Consider the following 23,184-nt stretch of genomic DNA (forward strand, 5'->3'; position numbering starts at 1 on the left):
ACTATCCTCCCGGGGCTGCTTCCTGTTCCGACTTTTTAAAGAGTTCGCGGAATACAGGGAAAATATCGCTGACACTCTGAATGTGTTTACAGACAAAGTTATCGCAACTGTTCTCGACCTGCTGGTATTCCCGCCACAGGCTTTGATGTTGCCGTTCTGTTATTTCGATATAAGCAAAATAGCGGGTTGCCGGTAGCAACTCCTTCATGAGTATTTGTTTGCATTGCGGCGAATCATCGGCCCAGTTATCACCGTCTGATGCCTGTGCAGCATAGATATTCCAGTCGCTCTCTGTATACCGCTCTTTGATGATTTCATCCATAAGCTTCAGCGCGCTGGACACAATGGTACCGCCGGTTTCCTGTGAGTAGAAAAACTCCTGTTCGTCGACCTCTTTAGCCTGAGTGTGGTGACGGATGTACACCACATCAACGTTCTCATAGGTGCGGGTAAGAAACAGGTACAGCAAAATGTAAAACCGTTTTGCCATATCCTTGGTTGCCTGATCCATTGAGCCGGACACATCCATCAGGCAAAACATCACAGCCTTGCTGGTGGGCACCGGCCGCCTGTCGTAGTTTTTGAAGCGTAAATCAAACGTATCAATAAATGGCACACTGGCAATTTTTTGTTTTAACGCTGATATTTCCTTTTCAAGTTCCATGATGGCCAGTGCATTGTCATGCTTGTCAGCTTTCAGGGCCTCAAGTTGTGCTTCCTTCTCGCGGAGTTTTTTCCGGTCACTGCCGGTCAGCGCGATTCGTCTTGCAACTGAACCTTTTAGCGAACGGACAATGTCCAGGTTACTGGGGACACCATCAGTCTGATAGCCGGCACGATAGGTTTCGTACTGTACCACCTTATCAAACTGATTTTTTTTAAGATTGGGAAGGGCGAGATCGTCAAATAATAAATCAAGGTATTCATCTTTGGAAATTGAGAATACAAATTCGTCCTGGCCTTCGCCACTGTCACTGGCATCACCTTCGCCCTGTCCTTGTCCGCCGCCCCCGCCGGGAGGGCGCTCAATCTTGTCCCCGGCCGTGAACTGATCATTGCCGGGGTGAACGATGGTGCGCTGGCCGCCCTGGCCGGTATGAAATACCGGCTCTTTGATGTCACGTGCGGGAATACTGATCTGCTCGCCGGTCTCCAAATCGGTGACTGAACGCTGGCCGACCGCATCGGATACCGCACGCTTTATTTGCTGCTTGTAGCGGCGTAAAAAGCGTTGACGGTTTACCGTGCTCTTTCCCTTACTGTTTAACCTTCGGTCGATAAAATGCGCCATAGATACCTACTATTTGGTTGCAACAACAATGCGTGAGTCTGGTTTGCCTGAAGCGACAAATCAGGACGCTTTGCGTACCCGCAGATACCATTCGCATAGCAATCTGACTTGTTTGGAGGTATAGCCTTTCTCCACCATACGGTTAACGAAGTCATCATGTTTTTTCTTATCTTCAGTGGAGCCTTTAGTGTTGAAAGAAATCACTGGCAATAAGTCCTCTGTGTTGGAGAACATTTTCTTCTCAATCACAGTGCGTAGTTTTTCATAGCTCGTCCAGGCAGGATTTTTGCCCCCGTTATTAGCACGGGCCCGCAGCACAAAGTTGACGATTTCGTTGCGGAAATCCTTAGGGTTACTGATACCCGCCGGCTTTTCTGTTTTCTCCAGTTCGGCATTCAGTGAGCTGCGGTCAAACAGTTGACCGGTTTCCGGATCGCGGTATTCCTGATCCTGAATCCAGAAGTCAGCATAAGTGACATAACGGTCAAACAGGTTCTGGCCGTATTCAGAATAGGACTCCAGATAGGCTGTCTGAATCTCTTTGCCAATGAATTCCACATAGCGGGGAATAAGGTAGCCCTTCAGATATTCGCGATATCTGTCCGCCGTATCCTGAGGGAACTGCTCACGCTCAATTTGCCGCTCAAGCACGTAGAACAGGTGTACCGGGTTTGCTGCCACTTCCTGATGGTCGAAATTGAACACACGGGATAAAATCTTAAAGGCGAAACGGGTAGAGAGCCCTTCCATACCTTCATCAACGCCGGCGTAATCACGGTATTCCTGATAAGACTTGGCTTTCGGATCGGTATCTTTCAGGCTTTCACCATCGTAAACCCGCATTTTAGAGTAGACACTGGAGTTTTCAGGCTCTTTAAGACGGGACAATACTGTGAACTGTGCCAGACACTCCAGCGTGTCCGGAGCACAGGGCGCACCGCTTAGCTCACTGCTATCGAGAAGCTTGCGGTATATCCGCATCTCTTCTGATACCCGTAAACAGTAGGGCACTTTTACAATGTATACGCGGTCGAGAAATGCCTCGTTGTTCTTGTTATTCCGGAAAGATTGCCACTCCGATTCGTTGGAGTGAGCCAGGATCAGGCCGTCAAAGGGCAGGGCAGAAAACCCTTCAGTCGGGTTATAGTTGCCTTCTTGTGTGGCCGTCAGTAGCGGGTGCAGCACCTTAATTGGCGCCTTGAACATTTCCACGAATTCCATCAGGCCCTGATTGGCTTTACACAGTGAACCGGAATAGCTGTAAGCATCCGGGTCGTTCTGTGCGAATTGTTCCAGACGGCGGATATCCACTTTGCCTACCAGTGATGAGATATCCTGATTGTTTTCGTCACCGGGTTCTGTTTTAGCAATACCCACCTGGTCGAGCACAGACGGATAAACCCGTACTACTTTGAATTTAGATATATCGCCACCGAATTCATGCAGTCGCTTACGGGCCCAGGGTGACATAATGGTTTTGAGATAGCGTTTTGGAATGCCGTATTCTTTTTCGAGAATATTGCCATCTTCGGCAAGGTCGAACAGTGAAAATGGATGGTCGTTGGTCGGTGAGCCTTTGAGCATGTAAATCGGTACTTTTTGCATCAGCTCTTTGAGCCGTTCTGCAAGAGAGGATTTACCGCCACCGACGGGGCCAAGCAGATATAAGATTTGTTTCTTTTCTTCCAGGCCCTGAGCAGCATGCTTCAGATAAGAGACAATTTGCTCTATCGCTTCTTCCATACCGTAAAACTCATGGAAGGCCGGATAGCGTGCAATGACCCTGTTCGAAAATATGCGGCTGAGTGCCGGGTCATTAGAGGTGTCGACCATTTCAGGCTCGCCTATTGCCTGTAACAACCTTTCTGCAGAGTTCGCATAGGCTGTCGGGTCGCTTTTACAGATATCCAGAAATTCCTGGATGGTGAATTCTTCTTGTTGGCGCTCTTCGTAACGTTGCTGGTAATGCTCGAAAATACCCATAGATTTCCCCAAAAAACGGATTCCCGTCTTTACAGCTTAGTCCTCTTTGGCAACTTTAAAAGGAAATTTTCAGGATATTTGGTAATAAACGCTCAATAATTAGTCTAATAAAAGAATGAACCTTTTCGAATAGATTTTGTCTTTAATGCCAGTCGGTTGACGTTAAATTTGTGTAACAAAAAACCCGCAGTCGATTGCGGGTTTTTTCTTTGGATTCAGCTTTCGCTCAGCAATTACTTCGCGAAGTTTTCGTTCGCGAATTCCCAGTTAACCAGTTTCCAGAAGTTTTCCAGATACTTAGGACGGGCATTGCGGTAGTCGATGTAGTAAGCGTGTTCCCACAGGTCAACTGTCAGAAGAGGTGTTACACCTTCTTCAGTGATAGGCGTACCTGCGTTGCTGGTGTTTACGATGTCCAGAGAGCCATCAGCAGTTTTCACTAACCAGGTCCAGCTCGAACCGAAGTTATTTACTGCTTTATCGTCGAATGCAGCCTGGAAGTCTTCAAATGAGCCCCATTTTGCTTTAATCGCTTCAGCAACAGAACCAGTGGCTTCGCCGCCACCATTTGGGCTCAGGCAGTGCCAGTAGAACGTGTGGTTCCAGATTTGAGCTGCGTTGTTGAAAACACCGCCTTCTGAAGTTTTGATGATTTCTTCTAAATCTTTGCTTTCCAGGTCTGTGCCTTCCACTAAACCGTTCAGTTTAGTTACGTAGGTGGCGTGGTGCTTACCGTAGTGGTATTCCAGCGTCTCTGCTGAAATGTGCGGTTCAAGTGCATTTTTTTCGTACGGCAGTGGTGGTAGTTCAAACGCCATTTGAATTCTCCATTCTTTTCAATGTATTAACGTCGATATTCCCACTTTGTTCACAACATGGGCGCGGGAAAACGACAACGGTCAAAGCTGTATACAGATATAAGGGTAGATTTTGATAACTCAATGACAAATTTATGCATTTTTAGTGGTGCAATGCAAAAAAATCATCATCTGATTTGCCAAAAATAGCGATACTCACTGTTAAGGTTAACAGGCCATTTCAGATCACATTAATGAAAAGATAGTCATGCTATGACAGAAAAACCGCTTTCAGCCCTTGAATCCGGCGTTAAGATACCCATAATGCACTGAACGTATCTCCCACCACCAGAGAGGATCGGATGGAAAACAGTACCGAATCAACCGTAGACAGAATTAAGCAGCAAATTGGCGAAAACCCAATTCTTTTATACATGAAGGGTTCTCCTAAACTGCCTAGTTGTGGTTTTTCTGCACAAGCCGTACAGGCGCTGATGTCATGTGGTGAACCATTTGCATATGTGGATATTCTGCAAAATCCGGATATCCGTGCGGAATTACCTAAATACGCTAACTGGCCAACTTTCCCACAATTATGGGTAGATGGCGAACTGGTTGGCGGTTGTGACATCATTATCGAAATGTTCCAGCAAAATGAATTGCAACCTTTGATCAAAGACACTGCTGCAAAGTATAAAACTGAAGAAGAATAATCCGGTTTTCAGAGTCTGAAAAAAGTTAAAAAAATACCCGGCATTTGCCGGGTTTTTTGTGTCAGAAAACCACAATACGGTCGAAAGGGAGATAACCAAAAGTTGTATATAAATTAGCCGGATCGGGCTGGTTTTCACTGCGCTTAAACCCCGCCAATATTGTAATAGACAGGTCAGAAATCAAAATCCTCCATCACTTTAAAAAATATTTTTAATTTGGCTAAAAAGGTTTGTTTTCTATGGGTTTGCGGTCTATAAGTTCCCCAACTAACGCGGTAAAAGTTAGTGTGTGTATTATTAAAAATATAAAAATTCCGGCTAAATTGACACGTCATTTTCAGTGCTGATTCAGCCGGGGGAAAAATCGCAAAATCCAGGAAACCACTATGAAAACGTCAATGTCAAAACTGACAAAAAATGTGCGTACTGCACTGGCAGCTTCTGCTGCTGTAAGTATGCTGGCCTCTGTGAATGCTTATGCGCAGGAAAGTGAAGAAGCTGAAGCGAAAGATGTTGAAAAAATCGCTGTTGTCGGTACCCGTGCCGCTCCCCGTTCAGTCGGCGACTCTCCTGTTCCGGTAGATATCATCTCCAGTGATGAGTTCCAGAACCAGGGCGCAACTGACATGGTATCGATGATGCAAACCGTCGTACCTTCTTTTAACGTAAATGACCAGCCTATCAACGATGCGTCAACACTGGTTCGTCCGGCTAACCTGCGTGGTATGGCTTCAGACCACACTCTGGTGCTGGTAAACGGCAAGCGTCGTCACCGCTCTGCAGTTATCACCTTCCTGGGTGGTGGTTTGTCTGACGGTGCACAGGGTCCTGACATTTCAGTTATTCCTTCATCTGCTCTGAAACAGGTAGAAGTTCTGCGTGACGGTGCTGCTGCACAGTACGGTTCTGATGCGATTGCCGGTGTTGTTAACTTCGTACTCAAAGACGCTGATGAAGGCGGCATGTTCGAAGCCCGTTACGGTTCATACTATGAAGGTGACGGTGACATGATGCAGGTTTCCGGTAATATTGGTTTACCATTAAGCGAGAAAGGTTTTATTAACCTGTCTGCTGAATACCGTACTTCTGATCCAACGTCACGCAGTGTACAGCGTGATGATGCGGCTGCACTGATTGCTGCCGGAAATACCTTTGTTGCTGACCCTGCTCAAATCTGGGGTAGCCCTGAAATCAAAGACGACATCAAAGTTTTCGCAAACTTAGGTCTGGAACTGAGCGACAATGCCGAAGCCTATATGTTCGGTAACTACGCAGAACGTGAAGTAGAAGGTGGTTTCTACTACCGTAATCCGCATAACCGTGGTGGTGTTAACGACGGTGGTACAGATGCTGACGGCAACCAGTTACTGCTGGTTGGTGATCTGACCGGCGATATGTCCGGTAACTGCCCGACAGACATTCTGGTCGGTGACAACGTATTGCAGAACCCGCGTTACATTGAAGAAGTAGCAAACAATCCTGATTGTTTTGCGTTCAACGAAATGTTCCCGGGCGGCTTCACGCCGCGCTTCGGTGGTACCGTTCAGGATATGTCACTGGTATTCGGTACCCGTGGTGAACTGGCTAACGAAATCGGTTATGACGTCAGCTTAAACCTGGGTCAGAATGAAATTGATTTTGCCATTTCAAATACCATTAACCCGTCTATGGGTCCGGAAACACCAACTTCATTTAAGCCGGGTACCTATGTACAGTCTGAACAGACTCTGGATATTGACCTGACTAAGCCAATCGAAGTGGGTCTGAATGATCCGCTGTACCTTGCCGGTGGTTTCCAGTACCGTCATGAAAGCTACGAAGCGAAAGCCGGTGACATTGCGTCTTACACTATCGGCCCGCTGGCTTCTCAGGGCTTCGGTATCGGTTCAAACGGTTTCCCGGGTCTGTCTAACAAGAGTCAGGGTGAAGCGTCACGTAACAACATCGCATTCTACCTGGATGCAGAATTATATCTGACTGACGACTTCCTGGTTGCAGCAGCAGTACGTTACGAAGACTTCTCTGACTTCGGTAATACCACGAAAGGTAAACTGTCTGCCCGTTATCAGTTGACTGACAGCATTGCATTCCGTGGTGCGTACTCAACAGGCTTTAAAGCACCAACGATTGGTCAGAGCACAGTACGTAACGTAACCACAGCATTCGGTTCAAGCGGCCAGCTGGAAGATCAGGCTACATTGCCTCCTACCGATCCTATCTCTGTTCAGAAAGGCGGTACGCCGCTGACGCCTGAAGAGTCTGTATCTATGAGCTTCGGTGTCGTTGCTGAATTTGATAACGGTCTGTTCCTGACTGCTGACTACTACAACATTGAAGTGACTGACCGTATCAGTACAACATCTGCTATCGCACTGACAGAAGAAGACATTGCTGCGCTGCTGGCGCAAGGCGTTTCTGACGCATCAAGCTTCTCCGCGGTTAAGTTCTTCACCAACGACTTCGATACCACTACTGAAGGTCTTGACGTTGTTGCTAACTACAGCCAGGACATGTTCGGCGGCGAGACTAAGTACTCTCTGGCATACAACTGGACTTCAACTACTGTAGACCAGGCGTCTGAGAACATCACACCAGAGCGTGTGCGTATGCTTGAAGACAACCTGCCGGCAACCCGCTGGAGCTTCACTGCTAACCACACCAATGGTGACTGGCGCGTGCTGGGTCGTGTGAACTACTACGGTAGCATCTTTGAAGATCACCTGGATTCAGGCTTACCAATCGATAACATCGGTTCTGAGCTGTCTCTGGATGTTGAAGTGGGTTACAGCGTAAGCGAAAACCTGCAACTGGTTGTCGGTGCGAAGAATGCGCTGGATGAATATCCGGACCGCAATACGCAGTATGACAATGAGATTGCCGGTGCAGCTTATCCGGTTACCTCTCCGCTGGGTATCAACGGTGGCTTCTACTACGTTCGCGGTATTTATACCTTCTAAGCGTAGCAAAGGGTTACAAAAAGGGGGCAGTTGCCCCCTTTGTACCCAACTTAAGTATAAAAAATAATGCATGACTTCATGAGCAAAAAACTGGCATCATAGAGCGACTTGTAACGGTTTAGCTACACTGCCTGTAAAGAGATTATGTCCAACAAATCGACTATCGCCGCCACTTTTATAAAATACCGCACAAAGATGATGCGGGCGGTGAGTGCTATTGTCAGTTCGGATGATATTGAAGACATCGTGCAGGAAGCCTTTATTAAAAGTTATGAGGCTGAATTAAAACAAGAAATCCGCTATGAGCGGACCTACATGCTGAAAACGGCCAGAAATCTCGCGCTTAATCACGTGAACAGTGCGGCGAGCCAGTTAAACCAGCCGGTAGATGATATGGATATGCTTCCTCACGATTTAGTGGGTTACAGCCTTGAGAAGCATGTCGAAAGTAAAGAGCGCTTTATTCATTTTTGCAGAGCAACAGAGTCCTTGTCGCCTGAAGTGAAGCGGGTGTTTTTATTAAAGAAAGTCTATGGCATGAGCCAGCGGGATATTGCAGATCTGACGGGCCTGAGTGAAAGTACCGTCGAAAAACATGTAGCCAAAGGGCTGTTGCAATGTTCACGTTTTCTGGCAGCCAGTGCCGGTACCGGTGGTAAAGGTACAACAGGGCAGACAAGATCAGGACAAACAAGTAGTTAAGCCATGAGTAATGTGAGCAAATTCACCAGTAAGGATGACATACACGAGGAAGCTTGCCTTTGGGTAAGCCGTATCGATCGTGGCTTAACCAGCGAAGAAACAGACACGCTCAGGGACTGGCTGAATGCCAGTCAGAGCCACCGCCGTATTTTATTTGACGTGGCGCGTGTCTGGGATGATTTAAGTGTACTGAATGAATTAAAAGGCATGTTCCCCCTGCGACCGCAGATTAAAGGGGAAACGGGCAAAGCCAGAAAAGTACTTCGCCAGGCACGCTGGAGCGTAGCGGCCGGTTTTCTGCTTATGGCAGCAGCAGCTGCCATGATGGTTGATTCTTACTGGCTGGGTCAGAATGACACCGGCTATCATCTGGCGCAACGCATCGGAACGGCCATTGGCGAACAGAAAACACTGACCTTAAATGATGGCTCAGTGGTGCACATGAACACTAATTCGGCCATTCAGATTAACTTTGACGGCGAGCGCCGCCTTATTGATTTAATTAAGGGCGAAGCACACTTCACGGTGGCTCACGACGCTTCCAGACCATTTACCGTAACAGCCGGCATAAATACGGTAACAGCCATTGGTACCGCTTTTAATATGCAGTATACAAACAACGAAGCATTTGAGTTGGTGGTGACAGAAGGTAAAGTGCTGGTGCAGGACAAACAAAATTCTGTGAGCCGGGAAGAAATTGCTGAAATGATTCAGAAAGGCAATGCATTTGGCAATCTGAAACTGCTTACTGCCGGCGAAAAAGCGAACGTCGACGGCGAACTTAGCGGCCTTAAAAATCTCGATACCGATGCAATGGAACAGGACCTGGCCTGGCAACAGGGTATGATTGTGTTTAAAGGCGAGGCGCTGGAAGATGCTTTACGTGAAATTGAACGCTACACCGCTGTTGATTTTACCATTGAAGGTGAAGCGCTGAAGCAGAAACGGGTTGCCGGATATTTTAAAGTGGGCGACATCAGTGGCTTGTTGTCGGCGTTAAAGAACAGCTTCCACATTGAACATAAACGTGTTGACGCGATGACCATTCAGTTGTCTGAACAACAGGGATAACACAATCTATACTGCCCGCTAAGACGGGCAGTGTTGTAGTTAACGCTTTGACTGTCATATGAATATTCCGGAGAAATAATACCGGGTCCGCCGTTTAACCCTATATTTCCGCTTTATACTCTTTATTCCCACTTTTCCTGCTGTTTCCATATTGTGTAAAAGCACAGAATTCTGTAGCGTTGCGTATAAAGGAAGTGATCCGGTAAAAATATTTAACTGAGCGGTTTGATGTTTTCGCGTTTATTATTGTACAGGGTTCTGGTTTTACTATTATTAACGAATAAAAGAAAAGTAGTTGTGTTGCTAAACGTCCTGTTTACTCACAAAAATAACAATAAAACGGGCTGAAAACGGACCTCCCGGTATGGGTGGCGGTTTTCTTTTTACAACACAGATATTGTCGACTGTCAGATTTTCATGCGCAAAACACTTCTTCGCTTATCGCTAATCCGCGTGTTGACTGCTGCAAGCTTTTGCGCAGCCAGTTATACCGCGCCTGTGTTTGCGCAGCAAAAAATCGACTTCGATATTCCTCCTCAAAGTGCTGATGCTGCTCTCACTGAATTTGCCAAACAGGCAAATACCACATTACTTTTTCCCTACGAACTGGCAGAGAAAGTCCGCGCCAATGGTCTTACCGGCTCGTTTACTTTGCAGGAAGGGTTATTGCAGCTGCTTCGCGGCACTGCGCTTGCCGTACAGATTGACGCAACCGGCATGTTAACGGTGAAAGCGGTCAACGAGCTGAAAACACCGCCACCGCGTCCGCCACGCCCCAGAGTCAATGACGATATTGGTTTTTCTATTGAACGGATTGCTATTGTGGGCACTCGCAGTGCACCCCGTTCAGTTGTGGAGTCACCGGTACCTTTAGACATTGTTGCCGGAGATGCACTGCAGGCGCAGGGCAGCACAGATGTATTAACCATGCTGGCCGGCGTGGTGCCGTCGCTGAATGTTAACGACCAGCCCATTAACGATGCCGCCAGTCTGGTTCGCCCGGCAAACCTGCGGGGAATGGCGGCTGATCACACGCTGGTATTGTTGAATGGCAAACGCAGACACCGTTCTGCAGTGATCACATTTTTAGGTGGCGGACTGTCAGACGGCGCTCAGGGACCGGATATTTCAGTGCTGCCGGCAGGCGCCATGCGTCAGGTGGAAGTACTGCGCGACGGCGCTGCTGCGCAATATGGCTCTGATGCGATCGCCGGTGTTATCAACTTTGTACTGGATAACCGCCGTGAGGGCGGGTATATCGCCGGCAAAACCGGGCAGTATTACGAAGGTGACGGAGAAAGCGTGCAGTTGCAGGCGAATACCGGTCTGGCACTGGGTGACGGTTTTTTTAATATTACGGCAGAATATCAGCAACAGAATGCGACCAGCCGGTCTGTGCAGCGCTCTGATGCACTGGCACTGACCGAAGCCGGTAATCCCTATGTTACTGACCCCTCGCAAATCTGGGGCGCGCTGGATGTAGGCAGTGATATGAAACTGGCTTTTAATGCCGGTTTGCCTTTGGATGATCACACTGAATTGTATTTTTTCGGCACCGCGGCACGGCGTGCGGTAGATGGCGGCTTTTATTACCGTCATCCGCATACCCGGCTGGGTGTGTTCAGTGATCCGGAGTCGTCAGAGGATAAACTGTTAATTGCCGATAAAGACGGCATAGGACAGGGAATAGCCTGTCCGGATATCTTCATTTCCGGCGCAAATGTGCTGGACAATCCTGCTTATCAGCTGATTGCAGATAACACTACACCTACAGGGGCAAACTGTTTTGCATTCAATGAGTGGTTCCCCGGTGGTTTTACTCCCCGCTTCGGCGGTGTGATCAAAGACGGCTCTTTATTCGCAGGGATTCGGGGCGAACTGAACAAGCACTGGCTATTTGATCTCACTGGCAGTGTCGGATACTCCAATGTGCGTTTTCGTCTGGAAAACACCGTTAACCCGTCCCTGGGCGATGCGTCTCCTTTATCCTTTTCCCCCGGCGCAGTACGCCAGGTCGAGCGGACGGTAAATCTTGATTTTTCCCGCTTCTATGATGGCTGGACATCCAAACCGGCCAGCGTGGCTGTCGGGTTCGAATGGCGTCGGGAAACCTACGGACAAATCGCCGGCGATGAAGCATCGTGGGTGGAAGGGCCCTTTGCCAACGACGCTTCCCGCAACGATTCCGCCGGCTTCAGTGTGGGTTCCAATGGCTTTCCCGGCTATCAGCCTATGTCTGCGGGCCACTGGAGTCGTCATAACTGGGCCATGTATGCCGATCTGGAGTTACACCTGACTGAAGATTTGCAGGTAGCAACGGCGCTGCGCGGAGAACATTTTTCAGATTTCGGCTCAACACTGGATGGCAAGATTAACCTCCGGTATGTCCTCAACGATGTGATTTCTTTTCGCAGCTCGCTGAGTACCGGTTTTAAAGCGCCTACGGTAGGGCAGAGCAACGTCATTAATATTACCACTGCCTATGCCTCTTCCGGTCTGGAAGATCAGGCAACCCTGCCGCCTACCCATCCTGTTTCCGTGCAACTGGGAGCAGAACCACTGACGCCGGAAGAGTCTGTGAACGGCAGTGTGGGCTTTGTTGCTTTTTGGGATGAAGATTTTTACCTCACGATGGACTATTTCAATATCCGCCTGCAGGACAGAATTAGCACAACATCTGCCATCCCTCTCACTGACAGTGATATCGACCTGCTGTTAAGTCAGGGCAACCGTGAAGCGGATAATTTTAATGCGATAAAGTTTTTTGCCAATGATTTCGATACCGAAACACAGGGTATAGATGTAGTAGTGAATTATCGTTTTGACGTCGCCGGTATTACCCATGCGCTTACTACCTCGATGAACTGGACTGACACCAAAGTGAAGCGGTTATCGGCATTCCCGCAACGAAACCGTGACGGTGAAGTGGTGCTGGTACCCAGTCTTACCCCGCAGCGGGTCAGAATGCTGGAAGATAACCTGCCAGCTGTCCGGGTAACCAGCACGTTAAAACAGCACTGGCAGGCCTGGTCACTGTTGTGGCGCCTGAAATATTATGGTGGTTTTTATGAGGATCATGTAGACGCCGCAGCAGACATGGACATTAACAGTGGCAGTATGATTACGCTGGATACAGAACTGAGCTGGCATTATTCAGAAAATCTGACCTTCGCGTTAGGCGCATCTAATCTGTTTAATACGTATCCGGACCGGAATCCTTACAGTGAGGTCGTCGGCGCGTTGTATCCGCCTACAGCGCCGTCCGGCATCAATGGTGGTTTTTATTATCTGCAGTCGCGATACGACTTTTAAGAAAGAAAGGGAAGAATAAACGTCAGAGAAGTGTGACTATGAGGATCAACACACTTCTTTGAAAAGAGATTCATCGACTATAGTCGAATCGATAATTTGCTGGGCCATCTGAATGCATTTTCCACACTGGTTTCCCAGTTCCAAATGCTGACGCATTTCACGGATGTTACCCACACCGTCCTGTTCCACTGCATTCATGATGTCTTTATCCGTCACGCCGTAACACATACAAACGAACATACAACAAACCTTATTAACTTCAACGTGAATGATAATAGTTGTTATTTGTATAATTAGCAATACTTCTGCAACAATCTTTCGATTAATCTTTAGTCTACATTAAGAAAACAAAGGGATTTATTTTTGATTTAGGCCTGAAAAACCTTGGCTTTCAGATAACTGCACCTATATTGGTTATGCCTGCGGGCAAACAGATAATATTTAAAAGATTAATGGAGCGAACAATGAGCGTACTGGTAGGCCGTCCGGCCCCTGACTTTACTGCAGCAGCTGTTTTAGGAAGTGGTGAAATTGTAGATTCTTTCACGTTAAGTGAAGCTATCAAAGGTAAGAAAGCCGTTGTGTTCTTTTACCCTCTGGACTTCACTTTCGTGTGTCCTTCTGAGCTGATCGCATTTGATAAGCGTTATGAAGAATTCCAGAAGCGCGGCGTGGAAGTGATCGGTGTTTCTATCGATTCTCAGTTCTCACACAATGCGTGGAGAAACACACCGGTAAATCAGGGCGGTATTGGTCCGGTTAAGTACACTCTGGTTGCTGACGTTAAGCACGAAATTTGTCAGGCCTACGATGTGGAACATCCTGAAGCGGGTGTTGCTTTCCGTGGTTCATTCCTGATTGATGCTGAAGGTAACGTACGTCACCAGGTCGTTAACGATCTGCCTCTGGGCCGTAACATCGATGAGATGCTGCGTATGGTTGACGCGCTGACGTTCAATGAAGAGCACGGTGAAGTATGTCCTGCTGGCTGGACTGAAGGTAAAGCGGGTATGGATGCATCTCCTGCCGGTGTTGCTAAATACCTGTCTGAAGAAGCAGACAAGCTGTAAGCAAAGCCTGAAATACCGGAAAACGCCGCCCGGAGCACTGCTCCTGCGGCGTTTTTTTATTTCTGTAGTGGCGTTATGATTTAACGCTGTGAGCGGGAAAGCGCATCTCCCAAATCTTCCAGCGTCTTTCCCCGTGTTTCGGGGAAAAAGGTAATCACACAAATAAGCTGGCAGGCCATCATAACGGTAAAGAACGCAAACAGAGCGGATGCTGAAAACTGGCTCAGCAACCAGGGCATCAGCAGGGCAATCAACGCTGCAAACACCCAGTGAGTGCTGCTGCCCAGGGCCTGACCTTTGGCGCGGACACTGTTAGGAAAGATCTCCGAAATAAACACCCAAATCACAGCACCCTGGCCCATGGCATGAGAAGCAATGAATAAAAATATCAGACCCACCACGAGTATTCCCTGCCATTGCAACCAGAACGCGCAGGTGAGCAGACTCAGAGACACCAGATAGCCCAGTGAGCCGGCAAAAAGCAATTGTCGTCTGCCCATTTTATCGATCAGTGCCAGTCCGGCGAGGGTAAATATGAGATTAACAAGACCTATACCGGCGCTGGATAACAAAGCCGAAGAAGCATCCAGGCCGGCCAGTGAGAATATTCTGGGTGCAAAGTAGATAACAAAATTAATGCCTGACAACTGATTAAACATCGCTACCAGAAAAGCCAGCAACACCGGTAAACGGTAGGCAGCATTGAACAGTGACGGGCTGCGATGATTCTGAACATCCCGCTTTACCGCAGCCAGCACAGCATCCGGGTCAGTTTCACCGGCGCGGAGCAAAATATCCCTGCTCTGTTTTTCATCATTCCGGTGCAGGAGCAGCCAGCGCGGGCTTTCCGGTACATTAAGTACTAGTAACAGATAAATCATTGCCGGAATGGCTTCTATACCCAGCATCCATCGCCAGTCAAGGCTGAACCAGGCGGAGAGTATAAAATTTGAAAGAAAGGCGATGAGAATACCAAACACAATCTGGAACTGATAGGTGGCTACCATACGGCCCCGTTTCTGCGCCGGTGCAATTTCAGCAATGTAGGCGGGCACCGCAATGGAAGACACGCCGACCCCAAACCCGCCAATAAAGCGCATAATGCTGAAAAACACAGGATCGGTTGCCAGTGCGGAGCCAATGGCTGACACCACATACAAAATACCAATGCCAACAAGTACTGGTTTGCGTCCAAATTTATCGCAGGGAATATTGGCGGTAAGGGCGCCGGCAACGGTACCCCACAGGGCAGAAGACATGACCAGCAATCCGTGAGTCAGATCTGAGGTTTGCCATAAAGCCTGAATAAGCTGATCAGCGCCGGAAATAACAGCGGTATCAAATCCGAAAAGAAAACCGGCGAAGGCGACGGTCAGGGTCCAGAGGACAACGGGGTGTTTCATAACGTACACGACTTAAACGATTCAGTTATTCTCAGTGTACGTTACAATTTGTTAACAAGAAAGAGGCGACGTCAAATAGAAACCGGATAGTTGTTCCTGTGACCGGTCATTCCGCTGGCGCGACTGGCCAGCCACCTAAATGTTTGTAGCGGTTCACAATGTAGCAAAACAGTTCTGCTGTCCGCTCTGCATCGTAAAGGGCACTGTGTGCTTCACTCTGATCAAACGCAATCCTGGCTTCACGGCATGCCTTTACCAGTACTGTCTGACCGACGGCTAACCCTGCCAGTGTCGTTGTGTCGAAAGACACAAACGGGTGAAACGGAGTGCGCTTAATGTTACTGCGGGCAATCGCGGCATTTACAAAGCTCTGATCAAAGGTGGCATTATGGGCCACAATCACTGAGCGTTGACAGTCTGCATCTTTCTGCAGTTTGCGGATTTGCTTACATACGTCTTTCATGACATCGGCTTCATCCAGTGCGCCCCTTAGCGGACAATGAGGATCAATGCCATTAAACTCCAGTGCAGCCGGCTCCAGGTTCGCGCCCTCGAAGGGATTGACATGGTGATGCACGGTTTTGTCGGGGTGCAAATCACCTTGTTCATCCATACGCAAAGTGACAGCAGCGATTTCCAGCAGTGCATCAGTTGTAGCATTAAAACCGGCAGTTTCCACATCAATAATGACAGGAAAATAACCACGGAAACGGTGCTTTAACAAATTCGCGTTTTCAGACATAGATCGAAGAAGCCTCTGAATAAACAAGTGCATGGGCAGAGCAAAAATGGATTATCGCAAGATACGCCGTATGTATCTACCTTTGTTACCTGTGAGGGAAGGGGATTATACTGACCATTGTGCTAAACTTTTTGCGCAGGGCGGCGATAAAGAAAGAGCCACCTCTTTTCTCTTAGTTTCAGGGCATATTATGTTTCGACAGGCTTTATTGTGTTTTTTGCTGATAAGTGCACCGGGTTACGGCGCAATGCGCCAGTATTCTGCGACTGTGGAATCCTCTGACTGGCAATTGAAAGATGAAAGCCGTCTGCAGTGCACTTTATCTCATGCGGTACCCGGTTACGGCGATGCCGAGTTCTCCAGCGTAGCGTCGAAGCAACTGAATATGGAATTCGAGCTGGACATGCAACTGCTGCCGAAGAAATTTGGCGTGGCCGCCGTTTATTCAGTCCCTCCTTCATGGATGCCCGGCGCAGCACCTAAAAACATTGCTGATATGACCCTGCGAACCCAGTACAACGGCGACCTGCCTGAGCAAGCTGCCTGGACAATGCTCAGTGAACTGGAAAAGGGCTACTGGCCGACTATCTACTATCAGGACTGGTACAACGAATACGACAAAGTGGCTGTTGCCTTGAATGCCAGCAACTTCACACCGGTATACCGCAACTTCGTGAAGTGCGTGTCACAACTGTTGCCCTACAGTTTTGATGATATTGCCTACACCGTGCTGTCTTACGAGAAAAACAGTGTGGATTTAACCAAATACTCAGAAAAGCGTCTGAACATGATTGGGGAATATCTGAAAGAAGACAGCGGACTGGAATTGGTGTTACTGGACGGTTATACCGACAGCTATGGCGGACGCTGGAGCAACGAGCAGTTATCTGTCCGCCGTGCTAATCAGGTGAAAGAGTATTTTACAGCCATGGGTGTGGATGCCTCCCGTATCGAAGTCACTGGCCACGGCGAGAAGCGTCACATCTCGCCAAATGACAACAGTGACGCCCGTGCGCTCAACCGCCGCGTTGTAGTGCGGTTATCCAGGGGGTAGACGTCTGGTTATTTTCCGCTGTGTTGTAAAAAGCTTTTTACCGGCGGGACCTGATCGGTAAAAACACCATCAACCGCCAACGGTCCGGTTAGCAGTCCGAGGATCTGTTCTGCTGTCATACCTGTTGGCAGTGCATCAATTCTGAATGTATAAGGGTGAATAATCAGCCCTTCTTTTTTCGCCGTTGCCAGCCAGGAAGCAGGGACAACCTTACCTTGCTGTATTGCCTTCATGTCCAGTAACTGTGGTAACCAGGGACCAATGCCATCAGCATATTTTGCAATATCATGCATGCCCTGTTCAGTCAGAAGTGCCTGGTAATCAGTGGGAGACTCACCCCAGCTGTTGTCAGCCAGCAACAAAACTATCTTGCCTTTAAAACCCAGCTCGTCGCGCAGACGCTTAACTTCAGCAAAATCAAAACACTGCACATAAATATTGGCATTCCCGCCATTGAGGTCATAGCGCGCCAGTGTATCAAGCAGAAGTTGGCTGATATCTGTGCCTTCTTTTTTATGCCAGGCTGGCGACTTGATTTCAGTATAAAAGCCAATGTTGCTGTTAAATTCGCGGTTTAATTCACTGATGAGTTCTATATGTTCATCTAACGTAGCAATGGTAAACAGCGCTTTATTGCCATGATAGCGCTTGGCAAACACTTGTTTTCCAGCGGTATCCGCCCGCTCTTTTACTTGAAGAGTGCGCAATTCCGCTAACGTGAAATCCAGCGCATACCAACGGCCATCGTCACGGGCGCGGTCAGGAAACTTCGCGGCCACATTGGTTACTGTATCCAGATGAATATCATGAAGTACAACCAGTTCACCATCTTTAGTGGCTACCACATCCTGTTCGATGTAATCCGGTTGCTGGGCAAACGCCAGTGTTGCAGCTTCCAGTGTATGCTCGGGAAGATAGCCGGATGCACCTCTGTGAGCAATGATATCGAATGCAGCAGCACTGGTACTCAAACACAGTGTAGAAAAGGTGAAAGAGAGCAAAGTGTTTTTTAACACAAACAGATCCTTTATTGGTGAACGACACAGGTAACGACAGCAAAAGAAAAGCATACAGGATGTTTTTGCCGGAACCAAAACCTCTATTCTGGCGGGGAAAGAAGACATTCGTGTGACGTAGATCTGTAAAAGCGGAAGGTACTGAAAAAATGGTCAACGAGGAAAGGGAACAGGACGGCCTAGTCAATTCTACGCCGCCCTGACATTATGTTCAGAAGCGCTTAAACGGGGGACGAGTGCCCTGTTTTCCGCTTTGTTGTTCCGTTTCCAGCAGTTCAAACTGAGCGACATCGTATACAGGCATCGTTGTTGTGATGCGGCGGTAGGGAGGTTTACCCCGCATGATGACCTCTTTCACTTCCACATACTCTTTAGGTTCGCCACCTGCCAACTCAAGTTGAGCCACGTCATGTACCGGCAGGCTGACTATTTTGCGTTTAAACGGTGGTTTACCGGCATAATCCACAACCTGGATATCAACCATTTCATTATTTCGTGTTTCGCCGGCAGCCGCTCCGGTAAACAGGGCCGGTAAAACACATAAGCTCAGCAGAGAGAGGGTTCTTTTCATAACAGTGTCCTTTTGTTTGCATCAAAATGGTGCTTTATTCCATTGTATGGCTGAATAAAAATGAAACAATACTATCTGGAGATAGTTTTAATCTATCAGCTGTAGGGTTTAGAGAATGCTTAGCTATCAAATGTGGACGATTTCACTACTTTTTTTCTTTTCATGCTTTTTGGTGGTGCAATTTGGCTGGTTGTGCACTTATTTGGTTTGTTGGATGGGCACTGAGAGGAACAGGGTAATGAAATATCAGTAACTTACCGGAATGGCGTTTAAGTTGCTGTAACTGTACAGGTATCGTCAGCAGGGCCGGAACAGTTATGAAGAGCATCATTTTATGGGTAGCAGGAATGCTGCTTACAACTGCCGTAGTTGCCAGTGAACAGGCGGTGCCACTTGACCAGAGTGCCGGTGGTACCCTGTACCTTGAAGCGACGCTTGAATCGGCAGTCACAGCTTCATTTCTCCTCGACACCGGCTCCGGCTTGCTGACCTTAAATAAAGCAACTTTTGAGGCGTTAACCAAAGGCCGGAAGCTGAAACAATCGGGTAAATCGGCAGCCAGACTGGCGAACGGTAAAATTCTCACTGTGTCGCAGTATCAGCTCAGTTCAATCCGTATCGGGCAGGCTTGCGAACTGGGTCCGGTAGAAGTTGCCGTGATGCCGGGAGGAAACAATATTCTGGGTATCAACACACTGCTCAAAGCGGCACCGATGACCATCACGGCTGAGTCTGTCACCCTTTCCGGTTGCCGCTAGTAAATCAGACTTCTGTTTATTCCTTAAAATCACACAGATCTTCAATAATACAGGAACCGCAACGTGGTTTGCGGGCGATGCAGGTATATCGGCCGTGCAGTGGTGAACGTCGACCTTAAATTCAGCAGGTACGACTTTTAACAGCTTTTCTTCCACTTTGTCCACGTTCTTGCCCATGGCATATTTAGTGCGGTTTGATACCCGAAATATGTGAGTGTCTACAGCGATAGTGGGCCAGCTAAAGGATAATTAAAGTAGCTATTGATTAAACAGAGTGTGGCTGGGGGTGCTGTTTAAGCTTTTCATCCCAATACGGTTCACTATTAAAGTAACTCGAAAAGTAATCAATAAACGCTCTGACTTTAGGTGCTAATTGTCTGGAGCTTGGGTAAACCGCCCAAATAGCGGTTTCAGAAATCAATGGGTATTCGGATAATACTTCTACTAACTCACCATTAATTAATTGTTGATAGGCACTCCAGGTTGAATTGACAGTTATACCTATGCCATATGAGCAAGCGTCACGTATTGCTTCCCCGTTGTCGGTACTAAAGTTGCCGGTGACTTTAATATTTAGCGTTTCATTGCCACCCTTAAATGCCCAATGATCTAAATTTAAGAGGGTTATACAGTTATGCTCTCTCAGTTCCATGGGTGAGGCAGGAGAACCATATTTAGATATGTACTCAGGGGACGCACATAAAATCCGTCTATCGTTTACTAGTTTTTTGGCTATTAGTGTTGAGTCTTTTAATTGCGAATTTCGGATGGCAATATCAAAACCGCCTTCTACTAAATCAACTATGGTATCGGACAGTTTTAAATCTATTTTTAGATTAGGGTATTCATTCATAAAGCCTTTCATCGCAGGCAATATATGCATGCGACCAAATGAGGCTGGAGCAGCAACACGCAACGTTCCACTTGGCTTTAAGTTCCCAACTCCCACCGATGCTTCAGCCGCTTCCACGCTAGCAATTACGTCTTCAGCATGATGAAGAAATGCGACGCCATCTTCAGTTAAAGATATCTTTCTTGTTGTTCTATGAAAAAGCCTTACGCCCAAACTTTCTTCCAGCTTTCTAATATGGCTACTCGCCACAGCGGCAGATAAGCCAAGTTCAGCGCCTGCAGAGCTTATGTTGTTTGTAGTGGCTACTCTAACAAATAGCTTTAGATACTCAATATTCATTATAAACTTTTTGTTGAAAGTGATTATTTATTTTGGGTAATTATCAATATCTCCTTTGAAGATTATACTCGTTTTAGCTTAAACATGAACAGAGCGTAACCGGAGAGTCAAAATGAGAGCAATGGTAGTTAACAAATTTGGTGGACCAGAGGTATTTGAACTTAAACATGTCGGCAAACCAGAAGTGAAACCGATGCATGTGTTGGTGAATATAAAAGCCACAAGTGTGAATACCGTGGACACAATGATCCGTCAAATGGGCAGCGAGTTACCTTTGTCCCCTTCAGCGCCTGCTATTTTGGGAATGGATTTCGCCGGAATAGTAGAAGAAGTGGGCGATGGCGTGACAGATTTCAAAATAGGAGATGAAGTGTATGGGTGTGCTGGTGGGCTTGCTGATCTGCCCGGGACATTAGCAGAATATATCGCTGCGGATTTTCGACTTATAGCTAAGAAGCCAGGGAATTTATCCATGGAACAAGCTGCCGCACTGCCATTAGTGGGTATTACTGCTTATGAAGGGCTAACCCGTGCGGGTGTTAAACAAGGCCAAAAAGTGCTGGTGCATGGTGGCTCAGGAGGTGTTGGTCACGTAGCGCTTCAACTTGCAAAATATTTTGGCGCTGAGGTTTATTCAACAGGAGGGGGAGATGCGCAGCTAGCTCTTATCAGTAAGTTAGGTGCCACTGCTATAAATTACAAAACAGAAGACGTGGCCGAATATGTAGAAAAATATACTAAAGGAATTGGCTTTGATGTTGTATTTGACTCGGTTGGTGGTGAAAACATGCTGAACTCGTTTGAGGCGACTGCTTTAAACGGACACGTTGCCACAACTGTTGCAATGCTTGACTTAGATTTATCGTTAGCTCATTTCAAAGGTTTGTCTTTGCATGTGGTATTTATGCTGATACCCATGCTCCACAATGTAAATCGGGAAGATCACTCTGACATACTTACGGAGCTAGCCCAAATTGTTGAAGCGGGAGAGCTTGAAGTTGTTCTGGACAGTCAATCATTTTCACTAAATGAAGCGGGAAAAGCACATGAACGATTATCTAGTGGAAAAGCCATGGGCAAAGTTGTGATAAGCGTGTGAAGAGGGATGAAATGAAAACCATATTAATCACAGGTGCGACTGATGGCATTGGTTTAGAAACCGCGCAGATATTGGCTGGTTTAGGACACAACCTGGTTATTCACGGACGAAATGCAGACAAGCTGAAAAAGACTCACAAATTGCTGTTAGAGATTGCTCCAAATATTGAAATAGATACTTATAAGGCTGACCTCTCGGACCTTTATCAAGTGGCGCAGTTAGTGGACAATATAAAAAAATGTCATCAATCGCTAGATATTATTATCAACAATGCAGGCGTATTCAAGACGGATAAGCCTGTTAGCGGTGTCGGGGTGGATGTAAGGTTTGTCGTTAATACGATTAGCCCTTTCATCATCACCAAAGGGTTACTGTCAGTGCTAAAAGATAATGGGAGGATTATTAATTTGTCATCTGCTGCACAAGCGCCGGTCAACCTCGAAGCTATGCGCGGGAGTTTGACGATTGCAGACGACTTTCAGGCTTATGCTCAAAGTAAATTGGCCATTACTATATGGTCACAAGAGTTAGCCCGGGAACTAAAGACAGACCAGGTTGTATTAGCGGTTAACCCCGGTTCATTATTGGCTAGTAAAATGGTTAAAGAAGGTTTTGGTTTGGCAGGAAACGATATCGGGATCGGTGCTGAAATATTAGTTAAAGCATCGCTCTCTGATAAGTTTGCAGAAAGCTCCGGCCGGTATTTCGATAACGATTCTAAAACGTTTTCGGTGCCTCACGTTGATGCTGCAAATTCAGAGAAGAATAAAGCGTTAATGACAATTTTGGAAAGCTTCTACACCCAATTTGGATAAAACTACCCGGTCTTATCCTTAAACTCACACAAGTCTTCAATAATACAGGAACCGCAGCGGGGTTTGCGGGCGATACAGGTATAACGGCCGTGCAGGATCAGCCAGTGGTGAACGTCGACCTTAAATTCAGCAGGCACGACTTTTAACAGCTTTTCTTCCACTCTGTCCACGTTCTTGCCCATGGCAAACTTAGTGCGGTTTGATACCCGAAATATGTGAGTGTCTACCGCAATCGTGGGCCAGCCGAATGCTGTATTCAGTACTACATTCGCCGTTTTACGGCCAACGCCCGGCAAAGCTTCCAGCGCCTCCCGGCTTTCCGGTACCTCGCCATTGTGCTTTTCAACAATGATCTTACTGAGTTTGTGCACGTTTTCGGCTTTGGCATTGTAAAGACCAATAGTCTTGATGTATTCCTTTAAGCCATCTACGCCCAAATCTGCGATAGCCTGCGGCGTATTGGCCACGGGAAACAGTTTGGCCGTCGCCTTATTCACACCCACATCGGTGGCCTGTGCTGATAAGGTCACTGCGACCAGCAATTCAAAGGGTGTAGTGAAGTTCAATTCAGTAGTGGGATGAGGATTAGCATCTCTCAGCCGGGTCAGAATTTCCTTTCTTTTCGTATTATTCATAGC

20 protein-coding genes and 1 pseudogene are annotated in these 23,184 nt (G+C 47.4%); 10 read left to right on the forward strand and 11 right to left on the reverse strand.

All coding sequences use genetic code 11. The features are described from left to right. Nucleotide 1 precedes the first annotated feature (1 nt). The 3 genes from ACXAGC_RS13020 to sodB form a co-directional block, all read right to left on the reverse strand. Nucleotides 2–1,291 carry a YeaH/YhbH family protein gene (locus ACXAGC_RS13020; protein ID WP_474844730.1) on the reverse strand — a complete coding sequence of 430 codons (1,290 nt, stop codon included), beginning with the start codon at nt 1,289–1,291 and terminating at the stop codon, nt 2–4. Between the two features lie 60 nt (nt 1,292–1,351). Then, nucleotides 1,352–3,274, reverse strand: a complete 1,923-nt coding sequence (locus tag ACXAGC_RS13025; protein ID WP_474844731.1) for a PrkA family serine protein kinase — start codon at nt 3,272–3,274, stop codon at nt 1,352–1,354. A 233-nt stretch (nt 3,275–3,507) separates the two neighbouring features. Beyond that, the gene (sodB, locus tag ACXAGC_RS13030; protein ID WP_119500671.1) at nt 3,508–4,092 is read right to left on the reverse strand and encodes a superoxide dismutase [Fe]; all 585 of its coding nucleotides are present in this window, start codon (nt 4,090–4,092) and stop codon (nt 3,508–3,510) included. Nucleotides 4,093–4,433: 341 nt separating this feature from the next. Here sodB and ACXAGC_RS13035 point away from each other — a divergent pair, with 341 nt between their 5' ends. The 5 genes from ACXAGC_RS13035 to ACXAGC_RS13055 all read left to right on the forward strand — a co-directional run bounded on the left by ACXAGC_RS13035 (nt 4,434) and on the right by ACXAGC_RS13055 (nt 12,826). Further along, on the forward strand, nt 4,434–4,784 hold the full coding sequence (locus tag ACXAGC_RS13035) for a Grx4 family monothiol glutaredoxin (protein ID WP_119500672.1): 351 nt from the start codon (nt 4,434–4,436) through the stop codon (nt 4,782–4,784). Between the two features lie 386 nt (nt 4,785–5,170). Beyond that, on the forward strand, nt 5,171–7,741 hold the full coding sequence (locus tag ACXAGC_RS13040) for a TonB-dependent receptor plug domain-containing protein (protein WP_474844732.1): 2,571 nt from the start codon (nt 5,171–5,173) through the stop codon (nt 7,739–7,741). A 144-nt stretch (nt 7,742–7,885) separates the two neighbouring features. Next, nucleotides 7,886–8,443, forward strand: coding sequence for an RNA polymerase sigma factor (locus ACXAGC_RS13045; protein WP_474844733.1), 558 nt, complete (start codon nt 7,886–7,888; stop codon nt 8,441–8,443). 3 nt (nt 8,444–8,446) lie between these two features. Continuing rightward, a complete protein-coding gene (locus ACXAGC_RS13050; RefSeq protein WP_474844734.1) occupies nt 8,447–9,514 on the forward strand; it encodes a FecR family protein in 1,068 nt (355 codons plus the stop codon). A gap of 417 nt (nt 9,515–9,931) precedes the next feature. Continuing rightward, nucleotides 9,932–12,826 (forward strand): TonB-dependent receptor plug domain-containing protein, encoded by a 2,895-nt coding sequence (locus tag ACXAGC_RS13055; protein ID WP_474844735.1) that lies wholly within the window; start codon nt 9,932–9,934, stop codon nt 12,824–12,826. Nucleotides 12,827–12,871: 45 nt separating this feature from the next. On the opposite strand, the gene ACXAGC_RS13060 is transcribed toward ACXAGC_RS13055, so the two are convergent. After that, nucleotides 12,872–13,066: a (2Fe-2S)-binding protein gene (locus ACXAGC_RS13060; protein WP_474844736.1), complete on the reverse strand. Its 195-nt coding sequence runs from the start codon at nt 13,064–13,066 to the stop codon at nt 12,872–12,874. A 224-nt stretch (nt 13,067–13,290) separates the two neighbouring features. Between ACXAGC_RS13060 and ACXAGC_RS13065 the strand changes: the two genes are divergently transcribed. Next, nucleotides 13,291–13,896 (forward strand): peroxiredoxin, encoded by a 606-nt coding sequence (locus ACXAGC_RS13065; protein WP_119500677.1) that lies wholly within the window; start codon nt 13,291–13,293, stop codon nt 13,894–13,896. A gap of 80 nt (nt 13,897–13,976) precedes the next feature. On the opposite strand, the gene ACXAGC_RS13070 is transcribed toward ACXAGC_RS13065, so the two are convergent. Both ACXAGC_RS13070 and rnt read right to left on the reverse strand, forming a co-directional pair. Further along, on the reverse strand, nt 13,977–15,299 hold the full coding sequence (locus tag ACXAGC_RS13070; RefSeq protein ID WP_474844737.1) for a sugar porter family MFS transporter: 1,323 nt from the start codon (nt 15,297–15,299) through the stop codon (nt 13,977–13,979). Between the two features lie 106 nt (nt 15,300–15,405). Further along, complete coding sequence (rnt, locus tag ACXAGC_RS13075) at nt 15,406–16,041, reverse strand: ribonuclease T (RefSeq protein WP_474844738.1); 636 nt, start codon at nt 16,039–16,041, stop codon at nt 15,406–15,408. Between the two features lie 190 nt (nt 16,042–16,231). Between rnt and ACXAGC_RS13080 the strand changes: the two genes are divergently transcribed. After that, nucleotides 16,232–17,095: a flagellar protein MotY gene (locus ACXAGC_RS13080; RefSeq protein WP_119503346.1), complete on the forward strand. Its 864-nt coding sequence runs from the start codon at nt 16,232–16,234 to the stop codon at nt 17,093–17,095. An 8-nt stretch (nt 17,096–17,103) separates the two neighbouring features. Here ACXAGC_RS13080 and glpQ read toward each other — a convergent pair whose 3' ends face one another. Both glpQ and ACXAGC_RS13090 read right to left on the reverse strand, forming a co-directional pair. Then, complete coding sequence (glpQ, locus tag ACXAGC_RS13085) at nt 17,104–18,117, reverse strand: glycerophosphodiester phosphodiesterase (RefSeq protein WP_474844848.1); 1,014 nt, start codon at nt 18,115–18,117, stop codon at nt 17,104–17,106. A 205-nt stretch (nt 18,118–18,322) separates the two neighbouring features. After that, a complete protein-coding gene (locus ACXAGC_RS13090; protein ID WP_474844739.1) occupies nt 18,323–18,682 on the reverse strand; it encodes a hypothetical protein in 360 nt (119 codons plus the stop codon). Nucleotides 18,683–18,999: 317 nt separating this feature from the next. Here ACXAGC_RS13090 and ACXAGC_RS13095 point away from each other — a divergent pair, with 317 nt between their 5' ends. Beyond that, the gene (locus tag ACXAGC_RS13095; protein ID WP_474844740.1) at nt 19,000–19,440 is read left to right on the forward strand and encodes an aspartyl protease family protein; all 441 of its coding nucleotides are present in this window, start codon (nt 19,000–19,002) and stop codon (nt 19,438–19,440) included. A 16-nt stretch (nt 19,441–19,456) separates the two neighbouring features. Here ACXAGC_RS13095 and ACXAGC_RS13100 read toward each other — a convergent pair. Both ACXAGC_RS13100 and ACXAGC_RS13105 read right to left on the reverse strand, forming a co-directional pair. After that, nucleotides 19,457–19,686, reverse strand: a pseudogene (locus ACXAGC_RS13100) (endonuclease III); the annotation flags it as partial. Between the two features lie 19 nt (nt 19,687–19,705). Next, on the reverse strand, nt 19,706–20,632 hold the full coding sequence (locus ACXAGC_RS13105; RefSeq protein ID WP_474844741.1) for a LysR family transcriptional regulator: 927 nt from the start codon (nt 20,630–20,632) through the stop codon (nt 19,706–19,708). A gap of 112 nt (nt 20,633–20,744) precedes the next feature. Between ACXAGC_RS13105 and ACXAGC_RS13110 the strand changes: the two genes are divergently transcribed. Continuing rightward, the gene (locus ACXAGC_RS13110) at nt 20,745–21,731 is read left to right on the forward strand and encodes a zinc-dependent alcohol dehydrogenase family protein (protein ID WP_474844742.1); all 987 of its coding nucleotides are present in this window, start codon (nt 20,745–20,747) and stop codon (nt 21,729–21,731) included. 11 nt (nt 21,732–21,742) lie between these two features. Next, on the forward strand, nt 21,743–22,546 hold the full coding sequence (locus ACXAGC_RS13115) for an SDR family NAD(P)-dependent oxidoreductase (RefSeq protein ID WP_474844743.1): 804 nt from the start codon (nt 21,743–21,745) through the stop codon (nt 22,544–22,546). 2 nt (nt 22,547–22,548) lie between these two features. On the opposite strand, the gene nth is transcribed toward ACXAGC_RS13115, so the two are convergent. Further along, a complete protein-coding gene (nth, locus tag ACXAGC_RS13120; RefSeq protein ID WP_474844744.1) occupies nt 22,549–23,181 on the reverse strand; it encodes an endonuclease III in 633 nt (210 codons plus the stop codon). Between the last annotated feature and the right edge of the window lie 3 nt (nt 23,182–23,184).

It is taken from the genome of Alteromonas sp. AWJ4_197, assembly GCF_056160285.1.